This window comes from Plesiomonas sp. (genome assembly GCF_051652165.1).
Classification (GTDB): Bacteria; Pseudomonadota; Gammaproteobacteria; order Enterobacterales; family CAMTGL01; genus Plesiomonas.
This window is the reverse complement of the sequence record NZ_JBOFTR010000017.1, coordinates 1-23,739: the sequence shown is the minus strand read 5'-3', so window position 1 is coordinate 23,739 and position 23,739 is coordinate 1. Positions and strand designations below refer to the sequence as shown.

The following is a 23,739-nucleotide window of genomic DNA, read 5'->3' as shown; positions in this document are numbered from 1 at the left end:
CTGTATTAACGGAAGGATCCGCCATGAGTTACCATGCTAATCAACTTGATGCACTTAACCAAAGTGTGGCTGAATTGCACGGCCAAATTAATGTCTCGTTTGAGTTTTTCCCACCGCGTACTGAAGAGATGGAGGCGACCTTATGGCACTCCATCCAGCGTCTACGCTCACTACAGCCGAAGTTTGTGTCGGTCACCTATGGCGCAAACTCTGGTGAGCGCGATCGTACTCACTCGATTATCAAAGCGATTCAAGATCAGACCGGTTTGGCGGCTGCGCCACATTTAACCTGTGTGGATGCCACCGAGCAAGAGCTGCGCAGTATTGCGCGCGATTACTGGAATAACGGTATACGACAAATTGTTGCTTTACGAGGTGACTTACCAGCCGGACACGGAAAACCAGCTCTGTATGCCAATGATCTGGTTGCGTTGCTCAAAGAGGTGGCTGATTTTGATATCTCAGTGGCGGCCTACCCAGAAGTGCATCCTGAGGCGAAAAGTGCGCAGGCAGATCTGTTGCATCTGAAACGTAAAATAGAGGCGGGTGCGAACCGTGCTATTACCCAGTTCTTTTTTGATGTAGAGAGCTATCTGCGCTTTCGTGATCGCTGCGCAGCCATTGGCATTGATGTTGAAATTATCCCCGGTATCTTACCGGTCTCTAATTTCAAACAGTTAACCAAATTTGCTACCATGACCAATGTGCGGGTACCGCAATGGATGCACCGCATGTATGCCGGTTTAGAGGATGATCCGGCAACCCGAAATTTGGTCGGAGCCAGTATCGCGATGGATATGGTGAAAGTGTTGTCGCGTGAAGGGGTAAAAGATTTTCATTTTTACACGCTTAACCGTGCTGAATTGAGTTATGCCATTTGCCATACTCTAGGTGTACGTCCAATGGCATTAACGCAGTAACCTCATATACAAATAGAGCACAACGCTGACAATCAGAAAATATGTCAGCGTTGTTATCGCGTTTTAGCAATACTCAACTAGCAGCAGCTCTCTTCTAGCTCTTTTTCCACGCGCGCGCGATTAGCGTTCATCTCAAGCTCTGCCAGCAAATTTTGCGCCTCTTCTGCCCAGATTAGCCACGCTTGCTCTTGCAAAATACCACGACGCAATGTCAGATAGGTCAGCTTATCTTCCAGACTTAATGTCTCTGGTGTAGCAAACTGTTCACTGGAGAGTTTTTGATACTGACGCAGTTGTTCGTTATGTTGTTGTGTTTGTTGAATTAACGCCTGACGAACTGGCACAATATTGTAGTGGCTACACGCCAGCAAGCGAACAAGTAGCTCATCACGTACTGGGCGTTCATCAACGGGCGTACTGAGCCAGTTTTGCAAACAGGTTCGGCCAGAATCAGTAATGCTGTACACTTTACGATCGGGTTTACCCTCTTGTGGAATTAACTGGCTGATCACCATACCCTGATCAGCAAGGCGGCTCAGTTCGCGGTATACCTGTTGGTGGCTGGCTGTCCAGACTAAGCCGACCATTCGGCTAAATTCTTTGGTAATGTCATAACCACTCGCGTCCTGACGGCTTAATAATGTTAGAATTACCTGAGAGAGCGCCATAATATCCTCATTTGCTTTTATTGCTTTCCTGTTGCGAATTTGCAACTTACACCATGATAGCTTCCACCCTATCCCTGACGTGGAAGAAACGGGAACACTCCCGTTGTTCTAAAAGTCATATAAATAGTATTGCAATCATCACCCGTAAATAATGGATTAATAGCAAGCCGTGTTTTATGTTCACCCTTTGCAAATTAAATTAAAAAATACAGGTGTCTTGATTGTGTTGATAAGAGTGACATATAACTTTGTATTGCGTCTTAGCAATTAGTGTCATATGCATCATTCGTATCACTGTGTTTTGTTCGATATGCAGGTTATTCTATATTTATCTATAAACAATATTTTCAATAGCAAAATGAGAGGGGGTCGACAAATTATTATCAGATTTTAGTGTAAGAGGAAAAACAGTATACGTCAGAGATGGCAAGGTATCACAAGGTATTGTGTGGATGCGAGAAGTAAAATAACACGCATACTATGTAATAGAAAAAGAGATGTATCGTCAGAGCTAAAACGTTATCTCACGATAAATAGTATGATATTTTAATTAAGAAATGAGAGCTGACGCATATAATAAATAAAAAAATAACAGTGTGAAAAGAGGAGGTTTAAATAACTTTTTTATCTACAAATTTCTATGATGAAATCTGTTCATTGTATGATGGATTATTAAGTGTGATGTAATGCTGCGTGGCCAATGAGTGATTATCCATTTCCAATGATAAAAAACGAAAGCGTACGAAAAAATAAAGAATATAAATATAAATATAGATTATGATATTGAATTATCCTATTTAAAATAGGCGTGGCAGTATAATTTTTTTATTTCTTTCCTAAGAGATGAAATATTTTCGCGTGGTATTTATCACATCAATATAAAAAGTCTGTTGCTGTAAAGAGTGTCTTTATAAAAGGAATGCTAAAGAAAACAGAAAACAGAAAACAGAAAACAGAAAACAGACATTTTCCACATGGTATGAGATTAATACCAATACAACATGCGTGCGGTTACTAGTAACAGTGATGACAATAAGGCGAGACAATACACTCCATAACCCATAACCCATAACCCATAACCCATAACCCATAACCCATAACCCATAACCCATACCGCAGTGAGCGCAGTACGGGTTATAAGAGGGTTTATTGCACAGATATTAAAAATTGATCATCCAGTATTGCGCATACCTGCTGCAATGCCAGCAATGGTGACCATTAGTGCTTGCTCTACCTGAGGATCTGGCTCGGTCAACTGGCGTGAACGGTGCAGCAATTCAGCTTGCAGCACATTGAGTGGATCAGTATAGACGTTACGTAAACTGATCGACTCTTGCAACCAAGGCTGATCGGCCATGCCATGCCCTTCGTTGGCAATCGCCAGTACTGCCCCGATATCATGCTTTAACATGCTGCGCAGTTGTGTGCCCAGTGGCCATAGGGCAGTATCGACCAAGCGTTGATCATAATACTCGGTCAGCCACAGGTCGGTTTTACTGAACACCATCTCCAGCATACCGATGCGGGTTGAGAAGAACGGCCAGTCATGGCACATCTCTTCGAGTATCGGCTGATTACCTTGATCGATCACCTTCTGCAGCGCATCACCGGCACCCAACCAAGCTGGCAGCATTAGGCGGTTTTGTGTCCACGCAAAGATCCACGGAATAGCCCGCAGACTTTCTACGCCACCGTTCGGACGGCGTTTTGATGGCCGTGAACCAAGTGGCAATTTTGCCAGCTCACCTTCTGGCGTCGCCGCACGAAAATAGGGCACAAAGTCCGGATTTTCACGCACAATACTGCGGTATACGGTACAAGATGCATCAGACAGCACATCCATCGTATCGCGCCAGCCTTGTTGCGGTTGTGGTGGCGGCAGCAGATTCGCCTGCAATACGGCGCTGGTGTAGAGTGACAAACTGTTTACCGCAATCTCCGGTAGGCCGAGTTTAAAGCGGATCATCTCACCCTGTTCGGTCACCCGTAGCCCACCTTTGAGCGATCCCGGCGGTTGTGACAGCAGTGCCGCGTGTGCCGGAGCGCCGCCACGACCAATGGTGCCACCACGACCGTGGAACAGTGTCAGTTCAATGCCGGCCTCTTCACAGGTTTTGATCAGCGCCTCTTGTGCGCGGTACTGCGCCCATGCAGCTGCCATCACACCGGCATCTTTGGCCGAGTCTGAGTAGCCAATCATCACCATTTGGCGGCCCTGAATAAAGCCGCGATACCAGCCAATATTCAGCAGATCACGGATCACATCATCGGCACGGTTCAGATCATCAAGCGTTTCAAACAGCGGGGCGACCGGCAGATGTTGCTGGCAACCGGCCTCTTTTTGCAGCAAGTGCACAGCCAGTACATCCGAAGGTTGGCGCGCCATTGAGATCACATACGAAGCCAGTGCACCCGCCGGTTGCTCGGCAATCGCGCGGCAGGTTTCGATTACCTCAGCGGTCTCTTCGCTGGGTTGCCAGTTGAGTGGCAATAATGGGCGCTTTGAGGTCAGCTCTTTGACTAAAAATGCCTGTTTATCTGCCTCGCTCCACTGCGCATAATCGCCAAGCCCCAGATAGCGGGTAATTTCGGCGACAGCATCAGCGTGGCGGGTACTCTCTTGACGGATATCAAGCTGCACCAGATGAATACCAAAGCAGCGGATGCGGCGCAGTGTATCGAGCAGCAATCCATCTGCAATAATGGTCATACCACAGGCTTTGAGTGATTCATAGCACAGGTGCAGTGGTGTCCAGAGTTGCTGATTATTATCGATAATATCGACAGGTGTGGCATTGTGCCCCTTCAGGCGTGCATCAAGGTATTCAAGTGTATTTTGCAGTTGCTTGCGCAGTTGTTTGAGCAGCACGCGGTAAGGCTCGGAGACATCACCGACCAATGTCAGAATATCTGCACTGCATTCGCTCATCGATAACTCAGAGATCAGTTCATTAATATCGCGCAAGAACAGATCGGCCGCTTTCCAGCGGCTAAGTAACATCGCTTTGCGGGTAATGCTGGCGGTGACAAATGGGTTGCCATCGCGATCGCCGCCCATCCATGAGCTAAAGCGGATAGGCGTCGCATCAATCGGCAAGCGGGTATTCAACGCCTCTTTCAGGCGGCTATCGAACTCGCGCAAAAACTCTGGAACACCTTGCCATAGGCTGTTTTCAACCACCGCATAGCCCCACTTAGCTTCATCAAGCGGAGTCGGGCGCTCTTTACGGATCTCATCGGTGTACCATGCTTGTGCAATCAGTTGCATTAGGCGCTGGTGGATTTTTCGCCGCTCAACATCGGGAAGATCATCATGTTCTAGGCCATCAAGGCAGCGATTAATCTGTACATGCTTATGGATGAGTGTGCGACGGGTAATTTCAGTAGGGTGTGCAGTCAGTACCAGCTCAATAGAGAGCTGGCTAACGGCTTCACGGATCTTCTCTTCGCTGATCCCCTGATGTTTTAACTGTTGGAACAGTGATTCAAAGGTATCAGGCCGGAAAATATGGGCATCACTGTTACGTGAAATGGTGTGATATTGCTCTGCAATATTGGTCAGATTCAAGAACTGACTGAACGCACGTGCAACCGGCAACAACTCATGGTTAGACAGATTTTGCAGTGTATCAAGGAGTATCTGGCGGTCATGCTCATTGCCCGCGCGTGATGATTTAGATAGCTTGCGGATTGTTTCAACCCGCTCTAACAGAGGCTCACCTCCGGCATCGCGGATTGTCTCCCCCAACAACTTGCCCAGCATATTTACGTTGCTGCGCATGGCGGCATAATGTGCGTTCATGGCTCTCCATCCATTTAGTAAATTTACTACATCCGTTACGCTAAGTAGCGTTTCTGCTATCTAGCCATGAACTTAACTGTTCGTCAAATGGCCAATGGTTCTGCTCAACCTTACAAGATTGTGTTAAATCAAAACAAGGTGAAATTTAATCACAGACTGCAATTTTATCCCCCTTATTGCATTGGGTTAGTAGGGGCGTTTGTACAACAAAATTCGGTGATTAAACGTGTTAGCAGCAATGTTGTTGGTAAAATAAACTCAGTAGAGAGGAACTCATCTGGCTGATGGGCTTGTTCAATTGAGCCCGGACCAAGTACCAGTGTTGGGCAAACTGACTGAATAAAGGGTGCTTCGGTGCAGTAGTTGACGGTGGCACAAGGCTCGCCCAGCAATTTTTCTACCACCTGGACAATTTCAGCATCTGGTGGGCACTCATAACCGGGGATCGGATCATGCAGGGTGTGAATGGATAACCGCCCCGGCCAGCGTTGTTGTACTGGCTCAAGGGCACTGTGCAGCATCTCATCGAGATCTCGCAGGGTTAACCCCGGCAGTGGGCGAATATCCATATGCAGTTCACAACAGCCGCAAATGCGGTTCGCCGCATCCCCGCCATGAATATGGCCCAAGTTTAAGGTAGGGTAGGGAATAGTAAAACCGGCATGATGATAGCGTTCACGCAACTGGTTACGCAGTAGCATGAGCTGTGTGGTGGCTTCGTGCATCAACTCAATGGCATTGACCCCTCGATCGGGATCGCTAGAGTGGCCCGACTGCCCCAAAATCCGGATGGCATTTGACAGATGCCCTTTATGCGCGCGAATGGGCTGTAGTGATGTCGGCTCGCCAATCACTGCGTAATCCGGTTTTACCGTGGCAGTGGCGGCAAACAGTTGCGCGCCGGCCATTGATGTCTCTTCATCTGCGGTGGCCAGTACGCGCAAAGGCTTGGTTAGCGTGTTGCGATCGAACTGGCGAACCGCTTCAAGAATAAAGGCAAAAAAGCCTTTCATATCCGCCGTACCTAACCCGTAAAAACGGCCATTCTCTTCGGTCAAGGTGAATGGGTCTTTGGTCCAGCGCCCCTCGTCAAATGGCACTGTGTCTGTATGTCCAGCCAACAGTAACCCGCCTGGGCCACTGCCTAGTGTGGCCAGCAGGTTATATTTATCGCGGGTATTTGGCACAGGCTGGATCTCAACGGTAAAGCCTAAATGCTCAAACCAGCCGGCCAGCAGGTCAATCAGTGCACGGTTACTTTGGTCGTGCGTTGCATCCGTTGCGCTGATAGAGGGGGTGGCTATCAGGCTGCAGTAGATATCGATAAACTGAGGAAATTTCATACAGAGATTGACAGTCCTTTGATTGAGTGGTATCGATATAATAATTCAATTTTGATGAATAAAAATACACTTAATTTCGCGAGTGATGGAAATAATGACAAGGATTGTTCTGACTGCATTACCTCCTGCCATACCCTTTCTGCTTCGACGATGAGTCAGCCTAGCGTTACGTTTACCTAAGTTAGGTGCGTCGTGGGCAACTGATCACGTTATACCTGTTATTGAACCTCTGCATGAGAACATATTCGTACATGTTTATCGCTATACAACAGGTTCTTCTTTTGTTGGCACTGCGCCTGTTATAGCGTCTTTTACTGGAATACTCTGTGCATATTAGCGAATAAATCCATGTGCCCTGTGTCGGTTTTACGTAATAAAACAGCGATCAATAGGTTGTACTGGTTCGCGTAATAGGTGCAAACAGAGTGATATGTTCACAATGGAAATTTTTTACTTTCGCAATAGGAAAGGATGCTGATGTTAAAGACCCTGATTATTGGTGCCAGTGGATACACAGGTGCTGAACTGGCTGCAATGGTGGCACGTCATCCACAATTAACGCTAGAAGGCATTTATGTGTCAGCAGGCAGTCATGATGCTGGCCGCCTGTTATCTGATTTGCACCCGCAATTTAAGGGCGTACTCGATATACCGTTACAACCACTGCATGAGGTCAATCTGCTGGCACAGCAAGCAGATGTGGTGTTTTTGGCAACGGCGCATGAAGTGAGCCACGATCTAGCCCCGCAGTTTCTGGAGGCCGGTTGTACGGTATTGGATTTATCTGGCGCATTTCGGGTGAACTCTGCTGAGTTTTATACCCAATATTACGGGTTTACCCACCAGCACCCGCAGTGGCTAGATCGCGCCGTTTACGGGTTGGCTGAGTGGCAGGCCGAGGCGATTGCCCATGCTCAACTGATTGCCGTACCGGGCTGTTACCCGACAGCCTCGCAACTGGGGCTAAAACCGCTGATTGAAGCGCAGTTGCTCGATACTGCTCAATGGCCAGTGATCAATGCTGTCAGCGGTGTTAGCGGTGCTGGGCGTAAAGCCAGTTTAACCAGCAGTGTGTGTGAGGTGAGCTTACAGCCATACGGGGTGTTTACCCACCGTCATCAACCGGAAATTGCCACTCACTTAGGCGTGCCGGTGATTTTTACCCCGCATCTGGGGAATTTTCCGCGCGGTATTTTAGCCACTATTACCGCCAAACTGCGCGCAGGGGTAACCGCAGCACAGATCCAGCAGGCCTATACAACAGCCTATGCCGCGCAACCTTTAGTGCGTTTATATCCTTCAGGCTGGCCATCGATTCGCGCAGTTGTTGGAACACCGTATTGTGATATCGGTTTTGCCTTGCAGGGCGAACATGTGATTGTGGTCGCAGCTGAAGACAATTTACTCAAAGGGGCTGCGGCACAAGCCATGCAGTGCCTTAATTTACGCTATGGCTTTGCGCAAACCTGCGCGCTGATTTAATCCAAACTCGTTTGAAGGAGTAAACGTATGACTGCCGCATCGTCTTGCCCACTGGTCATTAAATTAGGTGGCGTACTGCTCGACAGTGATGAAGCACTGGAGAAACTGTTTTCAGCGCTGGTGGCCTATCATCAGCAAAATCCGCGCCCACTGGTCATCGTACACGGTGGGGGGTATTTGGTGGATTCCCTGATGAAAAAACTGGCTTTGCCGGTGATTAAAAAACAGGGTTTGCGGGTTACACCGGCTGATCAAATTGACATCATCACCGGCGCTCTGGCGGGCACAGCCAATAAAACCTTGCTGGCATGGGCGATAAAAAAACAGATTGCGGCTGTCGGGTTGAGTCTGGCTGACGGCGGGATCACACAAGTGACCCAACGAGACCCTGAGCTGGGTTTTGTGGGCGATACCGCAGCTGGTAACCCAACACTGCTTACCTTGCTACTCAGTAACGGGTATCTGCCCATTATCAGCTCGATTGGCATTGATGCTCAGGGCCAACTCATGAATGTGAACGCTGATCAAGCGGCTACTGCCATTGCCGAAACCCTACACGCTGATTTAGTGATGCTGTCAGATGTCAGCGGTATTTTAGACGGTAAAGGTCAGCGGATTGCCCAGTTGCCAAGCAAAAAAGCGCAAGAGCTGATCACTCAAGGGATCATCACTGACGGCATGATAGTCAAAGTGAATGCTGCGTTGGCGGCTGCACACACCTTGGGGCGACCCGTGGATATTGCCAGTTGGCGTTATCCTGAACTGTTACCGGCACTGTTTAACGGTGAGGCAGTCGGCACCCGAATTATGCTGTAAGTGCGCCGATTCTATGTCAGTGCACCCACTCAAATAATCAGAGAGTTCAACGTTTAAGGAAAAACAGATGACGAAGAAAAATGGCATGAGCAAAATCGTATTGGCGTACTCAGGCGGGCTTGATACCTCGGCAATTATTCCGTGGCTGAAAGAGCATTATGATTGCGAAGTTATCGCGTTTGTTGCCGATGTCGGGCAAGAGCGTGAAGATTTGATTGGGATAGAAGAGAAAGCCCTAAAATCAGGTGCTTCAGCGTGCTATATCAAAGATTTACGTGAAGAGTTCGTCAAGCACTATGTCTACCCGACACTGCAAACAGGTGCATTGTATGAGGGCACTTATCTGCTCGGTACATCTATGGCTCGCCCAATTATCGCCAAAGCGCAAGTTGAACTGGCGCTGGAGATTGGTGCTGATGCGTTATCGCATGGCTGTACCGGCAAAGGCAATGATCAGGTGCGTTTTGAAACCACTTTCGCGGCACTAGCCCCGCAACTCACGGTCATCGCCCCGTGGCGAGAGTGGGATCTGCGCTCGCGTGAGGCACTGCTCGACTATCTGGCTGAACGCAATATCCCAACCACCGCTTCACTAACCAAAATTTATAGCCGCGATGCTAATGCTTGGCACATCTCCACCGAAGGCGGTGTACTGGAGAGCACGTGGAATGCCTCGAACCAAGATTGCTGGGTCTGGACAACCGATCCTGAACAAGCGCCCGAAAAGCCTGAATATGTCACTGTACAGGTAGAAAAAGGCGAAGTAGTGGCGGTGGATGGCAAAGCCATGAGCCCGTACCAGTGCTTAACTTACCTGAACGATAAAGGCGCGCCGCACGGTATCGGTCGGGTTGATATTGTCGAAAACCGTCTGGTTGGCATGAAATCACGTGGCTGCTATGAAACGCCGGGCGGCACTATAATGGTCACCGCACTGCGGGCGATTGAGCAACTGGTGCTTAACAAAGATAGCTTCAAGTGGCGTGAGCAGTTGGGGTTAGAGATGTCACACGTGGTCTATGACGGCCGCTGGTTTACCCCACTGTGTGCCTCGCTGGTGGCGGCGGCACAATCACTGGCTGCCGACGTGAACGGTGAGGTGGTGATTAAGTTGTATAAAGGAAACTGTACCGCGATTCAGAAACGTTCACCGAACAGCCTGTACTCGGAAGACTACGCAACCTTTGGTGCTGATCAAGTGTATGACCACAGTGATGCGGGTGGATATATCCGCCTGTACTCACTCTCTGCCCGTATCCGCGCATTGAGCCGTCAGTAGATCCTGACTCTTACCGCAGACTGCACGGTATCGGCATACTCTGCCGATACCCGTGTTGGTGTTAGTTTTATCACAATATCATGATAACAACCGCGCGATAACAGGAGTAGACATGGCTCAGGCAGGTGCACTGTGGGGCGGACGGTTTAGCGAAGCGGCCGATCTGCGCTTTAAACAATTTAATGACTCACTGCGGTTTGATTACCGCTTGGCCGAGCAGGATATTGATGGCTCAGTGGCGTGGTCACACGCACTGGTCAGCGTGGGTGTGTTGACCGAGCGTGAGCAGCAACAACTCGAAGCGGCACTGCTGGCGCTCAAACTGCGAGTTCAGGCCGATCCGCAACAGATCCTGCACTCTGATGCAGAAGATATCCATAGCTGGGTAGAAGGTGAACTGATTCAGGCCGTGGGCGATTTAGGGAAAAAGCTGCACACTGGCCGTAGCCGTAACGATCAGGTCGCCACCGATCTGAAACTGTGGTGTAAGCAGCAAACGTTGGTATTACAACAGGCTATCCGCCATTTTCAGCAGGCGTTAGTACAGACTGCCGATGCACATCAGCAGGCGGTGATGCCGGGTTATACCCATCTGCAACGCGCCCAACCGGTGACTTTTGCTCACTGGTGTCTGGCCTATTTTGAGATGCTAGAGCGCGATCATTCTCGCCTGAGTGATGCGCTGGTGCGCATGAATACCAGCCCGCTCGGTTGCGGCGCACTGGCTGGCACGGCGTACCCTATCGATCGTGATCGGCTGGCTACCTCACTCGGGTTTGCCAGTGCTACACGCAATAGCCTTGATACTGTGGCTGATCGCGATCATGTGGTTGAACTGATTTCCGCTGCCGCACTGAGCATGAGTCACCTGTCGCGTTTTGCCGAAGATTTGATTTTCTTCAACAGTGGTGAGGCTGGTTTTGTTGAGTTGGCAGATAAAGTTACCTCTGGCTCATCACTAATGCCGCAGAAGAAAAACCCTGATGCCCTTGAGCTCATTCGCGGCAAAACCGGGCGAGTAACCGGTGCGCTCAGTGGTCTTCTGGTCACCCTTAAAGGCTTGCCGTTGGCCTACAACAAAGACATGCAAGAGGATAAAGAGGGGCTGTTTGATGCGCTCGATACTTGGTTGATGTGTCTGGATATGGCCGCGCTTGTGCTTGAGGGCATTGCGGTGCGTACTCAGCGCACGGCAGATGCCGCGCAGCAAGGATACTCGAATGCCACAGAGCTGGCCGATTATTTGGTCGCAAAAGGTATCGCGTTCCGCGAAGCTCACCATATTGTCGGTGAAGTGGTAGTGGCTGCCATTGCAGCTGGCAAAGCACTCGAAGCGTTATCGCTCAGTGAGTTACAACGGTTTAGTGCGGTGATTGCGGCAGATGTCTACCCGATATTGTCACTGGAGTCTTGTCTGGCTAAACGCAGTGCGAAAGGTGGTGTTGCCCCAGAGCAAGTAGCCTATGCCATAACACAAGCAAAACAACAACTTGCTAGATAAACACCCTCGGAACAACCAAACATTATACTGATATCTGGAATGGTTAGCGTGTGGCAATAATATAAATAAGAACTGTGCTGTTGTTGATTTTATGGCAACAGCACAACAAAAATGTGGGCATGAAACAGCGGTTAAAAATATAACATTCAGTCAGTTTTTATAGTGTTAATGCCATTTGCGGATCTGCAGCGGTAAATTTTATATGCAACTTATTGCTTCGCGGGAACTCACGTGCAATCACTGGTTTTAAGATCGTACGTAATTGCGAAAAATCACAATGAAGTGTTTGATTAACAAAGCCAAACACACTGATACGATAAGCATCGTCCGCTGTTTTTTCTACCCAATAACCGCGATCTTTTTTAAATGAAAAAACACCTAAGCGATCACCTGTATGAAATGAACGGCTACGCTGCAAAGAGTAGGTCAATGCATGAGCGGCGGGGATCATACGTGTTCTCCTCATTCTGACTATTTGTCTATTATGGCAAACACATTGCATATCATCCATTCAGAATTATTGACTATTTCGTTCAGTGTTGTTGAATCAAAACCAATAAAAATGCCACTCCAATTATGAAGTGGCATTTTTTTACCATTAATTAACCTGTTTTGTAGGATAAAATATCAAACCATTGCAGTTATACTTAACTTCTGCACAAGGAAAGTAACAGGTTAAAAAATAGCAATATTAACAATGTTGCAGCGTATTATTTTAAATGCCGTTATTCACCCGGACACACCTGACAATGTGCAATCATTTCAGGGCCAAGTTTAAGTTTAGCTTGCAGATCACGCAGCGCAGTACGTAAACCCTCTTCAATCACCGGATGATAAAACGGCATATCCAACATCTGGCTAACAGTCATCTGTTGCTGATGCGCCCATGCCAGCAAGTGTGCAATGTGCTCAACATTTGGCCCCATCATCTCAGCACCAAGGAAACGGCCGGTTCCCTGCTCGCCATACACATGCAAAAGACCTTTGTTGCGCAACATTACCCGTGAACGGCCCTGATTTTCAAAAGAGACCTCACCGGTAGCAAAACAACCACACGAACCGTATTTCTCACTCAGTTCACGGTGGGTAGAGCCAACCATCGCAATTTGTGGATCAGAAAATACTACTGAGATAGCACTGCGGCGTAAACCGGCACGGATATCTGGAAAACGGCCAGCGTTATCACCGGCAATTTTGGCTTGATCGGCCGCTTCGTGCAGCAGAGGAAGCTGGTTGCTGGCATCACCAGCAATAAAAATATGCGGTACACTGGTTTGCAGTGTATGGCGATCTGCCTGCGGAATACCACGATCATTGACTGCTACCGTAGTATTCTCTAGCCCAATTTTATCGACGTTCGCACGGCGGCCAGTGGCAGCCAGCACGTAATCGACCAGAATCTCTTGGCTTTGCCCTTGCTTATCTTGATAACGGATAAATACCTGATCGCCTTCGCGCTGCATCAGCTCTACCTTGGCATCAGCATCAAGGTAGAACTCATCGTTGAGGGCTTTCGCTGCATAGTCACGTATTGCGCTGTCAGTCAGCGGACCCACTAGCCCACCCATACCAAACATCACAACCTTTACACCTAAGCGGTGCAGAGCTTGTCCTAGCTCCAGCCCAATGACGCCGGGGCCAAACACCGCCACTGATTGCGGTAAATCGTCCCAGTTAAACACATCATCATTAATGATTAAGCGATCACCGAGTGAGTTCCACGGTGCAGGCCAACTTGGGCGAGAGCCAGTCGCAATAACAATACGTTTGGCAGTAATCTGAGTGTGCTGATCAACTTGCAATGTATGCTCATCAAGAAAGCGAGCATAACCGAGAATTTTATCTTCGGCTGGAATGCTATCAACACCTTCCATCACAAAACCAACAAAGCGATCACGTTCGCGTTTAACGCGATCCATCACTTCACGGCCATTGATCAATGTTTCGCCTTGTGGATGAACACCAAAACCGGGAGCTTTTTCAATCTGATGGACAGCTTCTGCTGCAGCAATTAATAACTTAGAAGGCATACAACCAACACGAGCACAGGTTGTACCAAATGGGCCGACTTCAATCATCACAACACTGTGAGTGTGTGCTTTTGCTGCACGATACGCACCTGAACCTGCCGTACCACCACCAATAACTGCAACATCAACGTGTAAATGTTTCATGCATCTATCCTTCGTGTTTATGTTTTATGCGAGCATAAATATCAATGCTATAAGTTATCGCGCATACCAAACGGGCAAAAAAAGGGCGGGGAGGGGGCTCCCCGCCAAATGCTTTACGTTGGCTTTCTTATTTGATAACGAGGGATTAAGCGTGCAAATAGGTCTCTAAATCATCGCTGCCGCCAATATGCTTACCGCCGATAAACACTTGTGGCACAGTCGTACGGCCAGAAATAGCGCGTAGACTCACAGTTGTTGCATCTTTACCCAGAATAATCTCTTCAAATGACATCTGGCGATCAATCAGCATTTGTTTGGCTTTTGCACAGTATGGACAACCTGGCTTAGTAATAATGGCGACAGAATCTTGTACATGGTACTCAGGTGACAAATACTTCAACATAGTATCTGCATCAGAAACTTTGAACGGATCACCTGGCTCTTCCGCTTCAATAAACATTTTCTCTACTACGCCATTGCGTACTAGCATAGAGTAACGCCATGAACGTTCGCCAAAGCCTAAATCTTCTTTTTCTACCAACATTCCCATACCGCGAGAGAACTCACCATTACCATCAGGAATAAAGGTAATACGATCTGCTTTCTGATCATCTTTCCATGCATTCATAACGAAAGTATCGTTTACTGATACACATAAAATGTCATCAACACCCAGTTTTGCAAATACCGGTGCTAACTCGTTATAGCGTGGCAGATGGCTAGATGAACAAGTTGGCGTAAATGCACCTGGCAGGGAAAATACGATCACTGTTTTATTTTTAAACAGCGCATCCGTTGTTAAATCAACCCACTGATCTGCCTGACGGGTACGGAATGTAACCTGTGGAACTGCTTGACCTTCATGACTCTTTAACATATTCGTTATCCCTAAATTTTTTATATACAATGAATAAGTAATTCAGCGTAATCGTATTTCCTGACGAGCTGTCCGTCATCTCTTGTAACCAATTATGTGATCTGGCGATTGATAGATCTAATTGCTTGTCGCTATTCTATCGATAGGTTCTCACTATCAAATGGTGTGTTATGAATATTCGCGACCTCGAATATCTGGTGGCATTGGCGGAACACAGGCATTTTCGTAAGGCAGCGGAGGCATGTCATGTGAGCCAGCCAACGCTCAGTGGGCAGATCCGTAAGCTAGAAGATATGTTAGGGGTGATGTTGCTTGAGCGTACTAGCCGAAAGGTGTTATTCACTGAGTCGGGTATGCGTTTAGTTGAGCAAGCACGTGAAGTGTTGCGGCAGGTCAAAATTCTCAAAGAGATGGCCAGTGTGCAGGGGGATGAGATGTCTGGCCCGCTAAATATTGGTGTGATCCCTACCACTGGACCCTATTTATTACCACACATTGTGCCTTTTTTGCGTCAACAGTTTCCACAACTAGAGATGTACCTATACGAGGCTCAGACACATAAACTATTGGCTCAACTTGATGCTGGCCAGCTTGATTGTGCGTTGTTGGCACTTGTTAAAGAGACTGAATCGTTTATTGAAATCCCCCTGTTTGATGAACCTATGCTACTGGCCGTCTGCAGTGATCATCCATGGGCAAGTCGCACTGAAATTCGTCTGCCAGAGCTGGCCGGAGAGCATGTATTAATGCTAGAAGATGGCCACTGTTTGCGTGAGCAAGCCATGCGTTTTTGCTTTGCTGTTGGTGCTGATGAAGATACCTATTTTCGAGCAACCAGCTTAGAGACATTGCGTAATATGGTTGCCGCAGGTGCAGGAATGACCCTAATGCCACAACTGGCCGTCCCCTTAAAGCGTAAGCGCGATGGTATCTGCTATCTCTCTTGTTATGATCCTCGGCCACAGCGTACTATCGGGTTGGTTTACCGCCCAGGCTCTCCGTTGAAAGCTCGCTACGAACAACTTGCAGAGTCGATTCGTCAACAGATGTTACCGCTATTGGAAAACAGTTAACATGACGCTAAATTCCTGAGTTTTCTGCCCATTTATTCCGATACGGTTACTGTTTAGGCCGTATCGGGTTGCGGAAAAGAGGGTGTTTAGTGCCCTTTTTATTTGTATGGCTTATCAAGACATTAAAACAACCGATTTAAGCCATTTAACGCCGCAACACGATAAGCTTCAGCCATCGTCGGATAGTTAAATGTGGTATTAACAAAATACTCCAGCGTATTGGCACTGCCGGTCTGTTCCATAATTGCCTGCCCGATATGAATAATCTCTGCCGCCCGCTCACCAAAGCAGTGAATACCCAAAATGGCCTTAGTTTCGCGATGAAATAAAATCTTCAGGCTGCCGACACTCATCCCAGCAATTTGCGCTCTGGCCAGATGCTTAAACTGAGCTCGACCCACCTCGTAAGGCACATTGAGCGCGGTTAACTCTTGTTCGGTTTTTCCCACAGAACTTATCTCTGGAATGGTATAAATTCCCGTTGGAATATGCTCAATGTGCTTACGGTGCACAGATTGTTGAGCAATGGCTTGTGCTACCATACGCCCTTGATCATAGGCGGCAGATGCCAGGCTTGGATACCCAATCACATCACCTACCGCATAAATATTCTCTACACCAGTTTGGTAATGGTCATTTACCTGTAACTGCCCACGCGTATCAGCAGACAGGCCGATATTGTCCAGTTGCAGTAAATCAGTATTACCGGTGCGCCCGTTAGCGTACAGCACACAATCTGCCTTCATTTTCTTGCCTGACTTGAGATGCAAGATCACCGCGTTATCAGTACCCTCTATGTGTGAGCACTCCTCATGGTGGCGGATCACCACCCCGCTGTTCCAAAAATGGTATGACAGCGAATCTGAGATCTCTTGATCTAAAAATGATAGCAGGCGATCCCGTGTGTTAATCAGATCTACTTTCATCCCTAGCCCGCGAAAAATCGAGGCATACTCACAGCCTATTACCCCTGCGCCATAAATAATGACATGCCGAGGATCATGCTGTAGTGACAAGATCGAGTCACTGTCATAAATACGCGGGTGTGAAAAATTTACGCCTTGTGGGTGATAGGGGCGCGATCCGGTAGCAATCACTACATAACGAGCGCGCAGCACCGTTGGTGTCTGTTCTGCATTGGTGATCACCAGAGTTTGTGCATCAAGAAAATGGGCGGTACCGAAAAAAAGTTGGCACTGATTACGATCATAAAACCCTTTTCGCATACGGGTTTGTTGGCCAATAACATGCTGGGCATGTGCCAGAATTTTGGGAAATGTGCTGCGTAGCGTAACTGCGTTATCGCAATAGAGTGGGTTATGGTTAAACTCAATAATTCGGCTCACTGCATGGCGTAAGGCTTTTGATGGGATAGTTCCCCAATGTGTACAACCTCCACCTACGCTAGGGTAACGTTCAATCATTGCAACGCGAAAGCCTTGTTTCACCAGCCCCATAGCGGCCCCTTCACCACCAGGGCCTGAACCAATTACGATAACATCAAAATCAGTATCCGTTGTAGGGGTATGCATGCCAGATCCATCACGCTATGATTATTCACATAACTTTAACATTTTGCAATTGTGATCCCCAATCTGATTCTTAGGGCACAAGATAAAAGCGTGATAGAGGCAACATCTTCACTGTGCGGGATTTACGGTGTGTTGTGGCTGAAGAGATAACAAACAAATAATGACGTACCCATACTGCATAATGGCAGAAGATTATGCTGGAATAGAAACTGAATGTGTAAACGGTATTCGCGTTTTAAATCATTCGCGTTAGACTGAACAACACAACGGGCATGCTGCGTTTACCGCATACAGATAACCACCGATGATCACCAGATAAATCGGTGCTATTCACTGCCATATCCATCATTAATATACCGTCAACACAGAGTAGATAAACCAGTATATGGGTGTTCGAGCCGAACAAAAAGAGCGTACACGCCGTGCATTAATTGATGCTGCATTCAGCCAATTAAGTGTTGAACGCAGTTTCTCTAGCCTCAGTTTACGGGAGGTAGCAAGAGAAGCGGGTATTGCGCCAACCTCATTTTATCGCCATTTTCGTGATATGGATGAGCTTGGGCTGACAATGGTAGATGAAAGCGGTTTGATGCTGCGCCAACTTATGCGGCAGGCACGCCAACGGATCGCTACAGGTGGCAGTGTTGTACGCACCTCGGTTGAAACATTCATGGAATTTATCTGCGATAACCCGAATATCTTCCGTTTACTGCTACGCGAACGTTCTGGTACCTCTTCCGCATTTCGTGCTGCGGTTGCGCGTGAAATTCAACATTTTATTGCAGAATTATCTGAGTACATTCTACAAAACAATAAAATGCCACTCCCTTTTGCCGCAGCCCAAGCAGAAGCGATGGTTACACTGGTCTTTACCGCGGGAGCGGATGCGCTGGATATGGATCAACATAGTCGTAATCTGCTAGAAGAGCGATTAGTACTACAACTACGTATGATTGCTAAAGGGGCATATTGGTATCGTAAAGAACAAGAGAAGCGTGCAATCGCACCATAGTGAAATAACATTATAGCGACAAAATGTTATTTTTATACTGCAAAAGTTACATGCAAGCTAACCGATATAGTTAATGTTAGCCTTTGTTTTTTTGTTCGTTCATCTGCACACAACAACATACAGGTGATATGCCCTGTATAGTTAAGAAAGATAAACAGAGTTCATTGATAGATAAAATTAGGAAAGAAAGAATGAATCACACCACACAGAAAAAAGAGTTAAAACCGCTACTGTTTGCACTGCTTGTTGGTTTTTGCGGTAATGCAACCGTTGCAACACTGTTTAACAGCCATGTTACGTTTAGTCTGTTTCCCGTGATTGCACTTGTCTTATCGGTATACTGCTTATATCAACGCTATGTTAGTGCTCCACTACAAAATGACTCCCCGTTGCTCACCGGCCTCAGCTTTATTTTTGGTGTGTTAGCTTATTCTGTTTTTGTGCGTGTAGAACATCCTGAAATGGGCTCTAATTTTATCCCATTGATGCTTTGCATGGCACTGCTATTCTGGATCTTGAGTAAACTGGGTTTATTGAGCAAAAAAAGTGCCTAAGTGCCTCAATATACACTGCCCGCGCATGTTAGCGGGCAGTGTTACCTTGTATTTATTGGCTTTTACGTTCCAGCAGTACACCACTTTCCATATGGTGGGTATACGGGAATTGGTCAAACAATGCTAATTTCTTAATCTCGTGCGTTTCACTTAATATCAGCAAATTCTCGTGTAGTGTTTCCGGGTTACATGAAATATAAAGAATACGCTCATATCCCTGCACTAATTTGACGGTATCTGCATCTAAACCACTGCGTGGCGGATCGACAAAAATGGTATTGCACTGATAACTTTTCAGATCGATACCTTTCAGGCGATTAAACTCACGTACACCGTTCATTGCCTGCGTAAAATCCTCTGCCGACATCCGGATTATCTGCACATTTTCCAGCTTATTCACAGCAATATTATACTGTGCTGCCTCAACAGAGGGTTTCGCAATCTCGGTGGCTAATACGCGGTTAAAATTGCGTGCTAGTGCTAATGAAAAATTACCGTTACCGCAATACAGCTCTAATAGATCGCCTGTGGCATGTTGCGTTGCTTCTACAGCCCAATCGAGCATATGCATGTTGACGACAGCATTGGGCTGGGTAAAGCTGTTTTCTACTTGGCGATAGATCATCTCTTTGCCTTTCACAAACAAATTTTCATCAACATAATCATGATCTAACATAATTTTTTGCTTAGTTGCTCGGCCAATCAGTTGCAAATTAAACCCAATACAACGCAATGCATCACGTAAATGGCGTGCTTCATGCTGCCACTGCTCATCGAGTTTTTTGTGGTATAGCAGTGAAACAATCACCTGATTACTTAAGGTCGACAGATAATCAATCTGGAATAATTTGTTGCGCAACAGAGGGTTATGACGTAATTGATCCAACAGTGCCGGCATTAAACGGTTAATTAACTTACTGGCCGCCGGAAACTGATCGACACGAATACGCGCCTTTGTCTCTTTATCAAACACAATATGATAAAGATCCTCACCTTCATGCCAAATTCGGAACTCAGCCCGCATCCGGTAATGCTGATGTTCCGAGGCAAAAACCTCTGGTGCCGGCGCATCAAACTGCGCCATCAGCGTCTGTAAACGAGCCGTTTTTTCCGCTAACTGGGCATCGTACTGATCAAGAGGCAAACTACCAGGGGTCATCACTTTTCTCCGCAAACATCGCTATATAAGAAGGGAATTGTAGGCAAACCTATCGGGAAGTCCAGCTATAGAAAGTTTAGCAATCTAGACATCCAAACTGACAGCCAGTACTATACCCTCTCCGGTCTCTGCTTTGAGTGAAAAGGGAATCTGGTGAAAATCCAGAACTGACGCGCAGCGGTAAAGGGGAACGAAAGTAGCAGGTAGTACACACTGCCGACACTGTCACTTTTATATTACGCACCCTCAATGGCATCTTATTTTGCCCTTGAACACGCTAGTTGTGAGCAAAATAAAAAGCGAAAGCCACAACGATAGCGTGAACAAACCGGTGTAAATATAAACGTATGGGAAGTCTGTTACCGTAGGTTTATCGCCCCTAAGTCCGAAGACCTGCCGGAAACACGGGTCTGCTGTTATCAGGTACGCCGCGGGATGCGGCCTGCTAACAGTGACAAATGCTCGACTGATAAGGCATCCATCATTAATGAACAACACCAAGCCAACACTGCTTACTGGCGCAATTGCCGCCGCGCTTTTTTCAGGGACATCGGTTGCTGAGAATCGAACAACTGAAGATGGCTCACCGATCATTGTTATCACCAGTGCCAACCGCTTTGCACAACCTGTTTCATCTGTGCTTGCTCCAATGAGCGTCGTCACACAACAAGAGCTCACCCGTTGGCAGGTGACATCCGTTACCGAAGCACTGCGCCGTTTGCCTGGTGTTCAAATTTCACAAAACGGTGGAATGGGGCAAAAATCCAGTGTCTTTATTCGTGGTACTGAATCAAAACATGTCTTGATTTTGATCGACGGTATTCGTTTTTCACAAGCAGCCGATCTAACAGGATCTGTTGACTTTAGTCAGATCCCCCTAGCATTGGTACAGCGTATCGAATATATCCGTGGGCCACGCTCATCCACTTACGGTGCTGATGCTATTGGTGGTGTGATTAATATTATCACTGGCCGAGAAACAGACGGCGGCAATATACAATCGAGCATAGGTAGCAGAGGTTATCAAAACTACCAAGGTAGCATTAGAGAACAACTCTCTGAGAATACACACATTTCTCTAGCAGGCGAGTTTGCTAAAACCAAAGGATATGATGTTGTAGCCGGTTACCCGCAATTTGGTTCAGCCGCTGAAACCGATCGTGATGGTTTTCGCAGCCGCTTTGGTTGGGCATCGCTAGAACATAACTTTTCCGATACCACCAGTGCATTTGCCCGTGCTTACGTCACTGCAAACCACACTGATTATGACTCGGGTATTCCGGCACCAGGAAGAGACTATTACCCAAACCAAAACCGTTATTACACTCGCCAGTATGATACAGGAGTGCGCTACCAAAAAGGCCAGTACTCATCACAACTTTTGGGCAGTTACCAAAACACAGACAGTTATAACTATGGTGTCAAGGTGACAGAACAAAATGAAAGACAAAACCATTATAACCAAACCACCCTACAGTGGATGAATAACTATCAACTGAGCCATGGTCAAATTGGTGCAGGTATTGATTGGAATAGAAATGAAATTGAACCGAGCAAAATAGGCGAAGTTGCCGGTCAACACGTTGATAATACCGGCATCTACCTAACAACCCAGCAAAAATTCAATGCATGGACAATAGAAGGTGCACTTCGCCAAGATCATAACCAAAACTATGGCAACAATTTTACTTGGCAAAGCGGCATTGGCTGGCAATTTATTGATAGTACACAAGCTATCCTATCTTACGGTACAGCCTTTAAAGCACCAACACTTGGCCAATTGCATGGCGCAGGCAGCACCCTTGGTAACCCTGCACTAAAAGCTGAAAATGCACACAACCTTGAACTGGCACTCAGTGGCCACATTCAATCATTAAACTGGCGGGTGTCAGCTTACCGTAATAAAATTGATAACCTTATTGATTACGATAAAAACCAATATAAAAATGTCAAAACAGCAACAATTAAAGGGATAGAAGCACAAACCACCTTCTTTACTGCAGGTGTGCAACATACGATCTCCTACGATTACCTCGATCCAACCCGTACAGACGGAACACAAAACACACAGTTGCCACGTCGAGCTAAACAAAATATCCGTTATGCCCTTGATTTTGCTATAGAACAAACACAGTTTGATATTTCCTATAATTACATCGGCAAACGGTATGATGATTATGCTAACAAGCGTGAACTCCCAAGCTACAGCCTGTGGGATCTGGCTGCGTCATATCCTATAACGCAAAGCTTTACTGCCCGTGGTAGAATCGCAAACCTGTTTGATAAAAAGTACGAAACCGCGTACGGCTATCCAGCGGCAGAGCGTACCTATTACCTAACCTTGAGCTATGACTTCTAACAAAAAAAAACACCAACCTACCGTCCTTGTTTTTGACTCCGGCGTAGGTGGCCTCTCCATATACCAAGAGATCCGGCAGCGATTGCCGGATTTACACTACCTCTACGCCTTTGATAACGCCTGCTTCCCCTATGGTGAACAACCCGAAACCCTGATTATTGAACGCGTACTTGCCATCGTCAGCGCCATTGCTTGTCAGCACCCACTCGACATGGTCATCATCGCCTGCAATACGGCCAGTACCATCACACTGCCCGCACTGCGCGCTCGTTTTGCCATCCCTATCGTCGGTGTCGTCCCTGCCATCAAACCCGCTGCAGAGCGCACCCGCAATGGTATTATTGGTCTCCTCGCCACGCGAGCCACCGTCAACCGCCCCTACACCCATCAACTGATTCGTCAATTTGCCAGCCAGCACCACGTCAAACTGCTTGGCTCTGCTGAACTGGTGCAACTTGCCGAACAAAAAATGCAAGGTCAACCCATAGCACTACACACCCTGCGCCACATCCTTTCACCCTGGCTTACCTCCACCTTCGCGCCTGATACCATCGTATTGGCTTGCACCCACTTTCCCTTATTAAAAGAAGAGCTACAGCAAATCTTCCCATCACATACACAACTTATAGACTCCGGCAGTGCCGTCGCCAAACGTGTAGAATATCTGCTTACCCAGAAAAATAGCTTATTCACTACCATAAATAGCCCTCAACAGCCTAAAAACCAGAGCTATTGTACTTTATGGGATACACACGCAGAGCAACTACAACCCCTGTTTAACCAAGAAAACCTTGGGAAACTGCAAAAATTGGCGCTTTAAACCTCAAATAGACCGATCTTTGAACAAACAGAAAAAAAGTGCATATTTCCCCTTGCACCAAACGCAAAACCCCCTATAATGCGACCCCACTGACACGGCAACCGTGATGCAAATCACTGAATGCTAACAGTAAAGAATAAAACGCTTTTAAGGGATGTGAAAAACAGACCTTGACAGCCAAAGGGAAATGCGAAATAATACGCGCCCTGTCAACGCCAAGGCGCTGATGCTGCTCTTTAAAAAATTAATCAGACAATCTGTGTGGGCACTCGTTGAAGACGCTGACTATCCAAAAGATACTTAGTTAAACGAGTGACTGACAATTTATTTGCTAGTTATTTCGAGCGACAAACTTTAAATTGAAGAGT

The 23,739-nt window shown here is 47.1% G+C and carries 18 protein-coding genes and 1 riboswitch; of the genes, 10 read left to right on the top strand and 8 right to left on the bottom strand.

The features are described from left to right. The first annotated feature begins 23 nt into the window (after positions 1 to 23). Entirely contained in the window at positions 24 to 920 is an 897-nt protein-coding gene (gene metF, locus ACRC53_RS12200; protein WP_438643671.1) for a methylenetetrahydrofolate reductase, read from the top strand. A gap of 77 nt (positions 921 to 997) precedes the next feature. Here metF and ACRC53_RS12195 read toward each other — a convergent pair whose 3' ends face one another. The 3 genes from ACRC53_RS12195 to argE form a co-directional block, all read right to left on the bottom strand. After that, positions 998 to 1,588: a PadR family transcriptional regulator gene (locus tag ACRC53_RS12195; protein ID WP_438643670.1), complete on the bottom strand. Its 591-nt coding sequence runs from the start codon at positions 1,586 to 1,588 to the stop codon at positions 998 to 1,000. 1,171 nt (positions 1,589 to 2,759) lie between these two features. After that, positions 2,760 to 5,390 carry a phosphoenolpyruvate carboxylase gene (ppc, locus tag ACRC53_RS12190; protein ID WP_438643669.1) on the bottom strand — a complete coding sequence of 877 codons (2,631 nt, stop codon included), beginning with the start codon at positions 5,388 to 5,390 and terminating at the stop codon, positions 2,760 to 2,762. A 173-nt stretch (positions 5,391 to 5,563) separates the two neighbouring features. Next, positions 5,564 to 6,733 carry an acetylornithine deacetylase gene (gene argE / locus ACRC53_RS12185; RefSeq protein WP_438643668.1) on the bottom strand — a complete coding sequence of 390 codons (1,170 nt, stop codon included), beginning with the start codon at positions 6,731 to 6,733 and terminating at the stop codon, positions 5,564 to 5,566. Positions 6,734 to 7,210: 477 nt separating this feature from the next. On the opposite strand from argE, the gene argC reads away from it, so the two are divergent. From argC to argH, 4 genes are all read left to right on the top strand, one after another. Then, positions 7,211 to 8,215 (top strand): N-acetyl-gamma-glutamyl-phosphate reductase, encoded by a 1,005-nt coding sequence (gene argC, locus ACRC53_RS12180; RefSeq protein WP_438643667.1) that lies wholly within the window; start codon positions 7,211 to 7,213, stop codon positions 8,213 to 8,215. Positions 8,216 to 8,242: 27 nt separating this feature from the next. Next, the gene (gene argB / locus ACRC53_RS12175; protein WP_438643666.1) at positions 8,243 to 9,031 is read left to right on the top strand and encodes an acetylglutamate kinase; all 789 of its coding nucleotides are present in this window, start codon (positions 8,243 to 8,245) and stop codon (positions 9,029 to 9,031) included. Positions 9,032 to 9,098: 67 nt separating this feature from the next. Beyond that, complete coding sequence (locus ACRC53_RS12170; protein WP_438643665.1) at positions 9,099 to 10,310, top strand: argininosuccinate synthase; 1,212 nt, start codon at positions 9,099 to 9,101, stop codon at positions 10,308 to 10,310. Between the two features lie 112 nt (positions 10,311 to 10,422). Then, on the top strand, positions 10,423 to 11,811 hold the full coding sequence (gene argH, locus ACRC53_RS12165; protein ID WP_438643664.1) for an argininosuccinate lyase: 1,389 nt from the start codon (positions 10,423 to 10,425) through the stop codon (positions 11,809 to 11,811). Between the two features lie 157 nt (positions 11,812 to 11,968). On the opposite strand, the gene ACRC53_RS12160 is transcribed toward argH, so the two are convergent. The 3 genes from ACRC53_RS12160 to ACRC53_RS12150 all read right to left on the bottom strand — a co-directional run bounded on the left by ACRC53_RS12160 (position 11,969) and on the right by ACRC53_RS12150 (position 14,862). After that, positions 11,969 to 12,262: a hypothetical protein gene (locus tag ACRC53_RS12160; RefSeq protein ID WP_438643663.1), complete on the bottom strand. Its 294-nt coding sequence runs from the start codon at positions 12,260 to 12,262 to the stop codon at positions 11,969 to 11,971. 274 nt (positions 12,263 to 12,536) lie between these two features. Beyond that, entirely contained in the window at positions 12,537 to 13,985 is a 1,449-nt protein-coding gene (locus ACRC53_RS12155) for a dihydrolipoyl dehydrogenase (RefSeq protein WP_438643662.1), read from the bottom strand. 145 nt (positions 13,986 to 14,130) lie between these two features. After that, positions 14,131 to 14,862: a glutathione peroxidase gene (locus tag ACRC53_RS12150; RefSeq protein ID WP_438643661.1), complete on the bottom strand. Its 732-nt coding sequence runs from the start codon at positions 14,860 to 14,862 to the stop codon at positions 14,131 to 14,133. Between the two features lie 170 nt (positions 14,863 to 15,032). Here ACRC53_RS12150 and oxyR point away from each other — a divergent pair, with 170 nt between their 5' ends. Next, the gene (gene oxyR, locus ACRC53_RS12145) at positions 15,033 to 15,935 is read left to right on the top strand and encodes a DNA-binding transcriptional regulator OxyR (RefSeq protein ID WP_438643660.1); all 903 of its coding nucleotides are present in this window, start codon (positions 15,033 to 15,035) and stop codon (positions 15,933 to 15,935) included. Positions 15,936 to 16,057: 122 nt separating this feature from the next. Here the strand turns inward: oxyR and sthA are convergent, their stop codons facing one another. Next, positions 16,058 to 17,467 carry a Si-specific NAD(P)(+) transhydrogenase gene (gene sthA, locus ACRC53_RS12140; protein WP_438643659.1) on the bottom strand — a complete coding sequence of 470 codons (1,410 nt, stop codon included), beginning with the start codon at positions 17,465 to 17,467 and terminating at the stop codon, positions 16,058 to 16,060. Positions 17,468 to 17,852: 385 nt separating this feature from the next. Between sthA and fabR the strand changes: the two genes are divergently transcribed. Both fabR and ACRC53_RS12130 read left to right on the top strand, forming a co-directional pair. Further along, positions 17,853 to 18,479 (top strand): HTH-type transcriptional repressor FabR, encoded by a 627-nt coding sequence (gene fabR, locus ACRC53_RS12135; protein ID WP_438643658.1) that lies wholly within the window; start codon positions 17,853 to 17,855, stop codon positions 18,477 to 18,479. Positions 18,480 to 18,670: 191 nt separating this feature from the next. Continuing rightward, a complete protein-coding gene (locus ACRC53_RS12130) occupies positions 18,671 to 19,033 on the top strand; it encodes a YijD family membrane protein (RefSeq protein WP_438643657.1) in 363 nt (120 codons plus the stop codon). 52 nt (positions 19,034 to 19,085) lie between these two features. Here ACRC53_RS12130 and trmA read toward each other — a convergent pair whose 3' ends face one another. Then, positions 19,086 to 20,192, bottom strand: coding sequence for a tRNA (uridine(54)-C5)-methyltransferase TrmA (gene trmA / locus ACRC53_RS12125; RefSeq protein WP_438643656.1), 1,107 nt, complete (start codon positions 20,190 to 20,192; stop codon positions 19,086 to 19,088). Positions 20,193 to 20,297: 105 nt separating this feature from the next. Then, positions 20,298 to 20,607: riboswitch (cobalamin riboswitch) on the top strand. Between the two features lie 72 nt (positions 20,608 to 20,679). Here trmA and btuB point away from each other — a divergent pair. Both btuB and murI read left to right on the top strand, forming a co-directional pair. Beyond that, the gene (gene btuB, locus ACRC53_RS12120) at positions 20,680 to 22,551 is read left to right on the top strand and encodes a TonB-dependent vitamin B12 receptor (RefSeq protein WP_438643655.1); all 1,872 of its coding nucleotides are present in this window, start codon (positions 20,680 to 20,682) and stop codon (positions 22,549 to 22,551) included. Beyond that, positions 22,541 to 23,371: a glutamate racemase gene (murI, locus tag ACRC53_RS12115; RefSeq protein WP_438643654.1), complete on the top strand. Its 831-nt coding sequence runs from the start codon at positions 22,541 to 22,543 to the stop codon at positions 23,369 to 23,371. The genes btuB and murI overlap by 11 nt, the downstream gene beginning before the upstream one ends. The last annotated feature ends 368 nt before the right edge of the window (positions 23,372 to 23,739 follow it).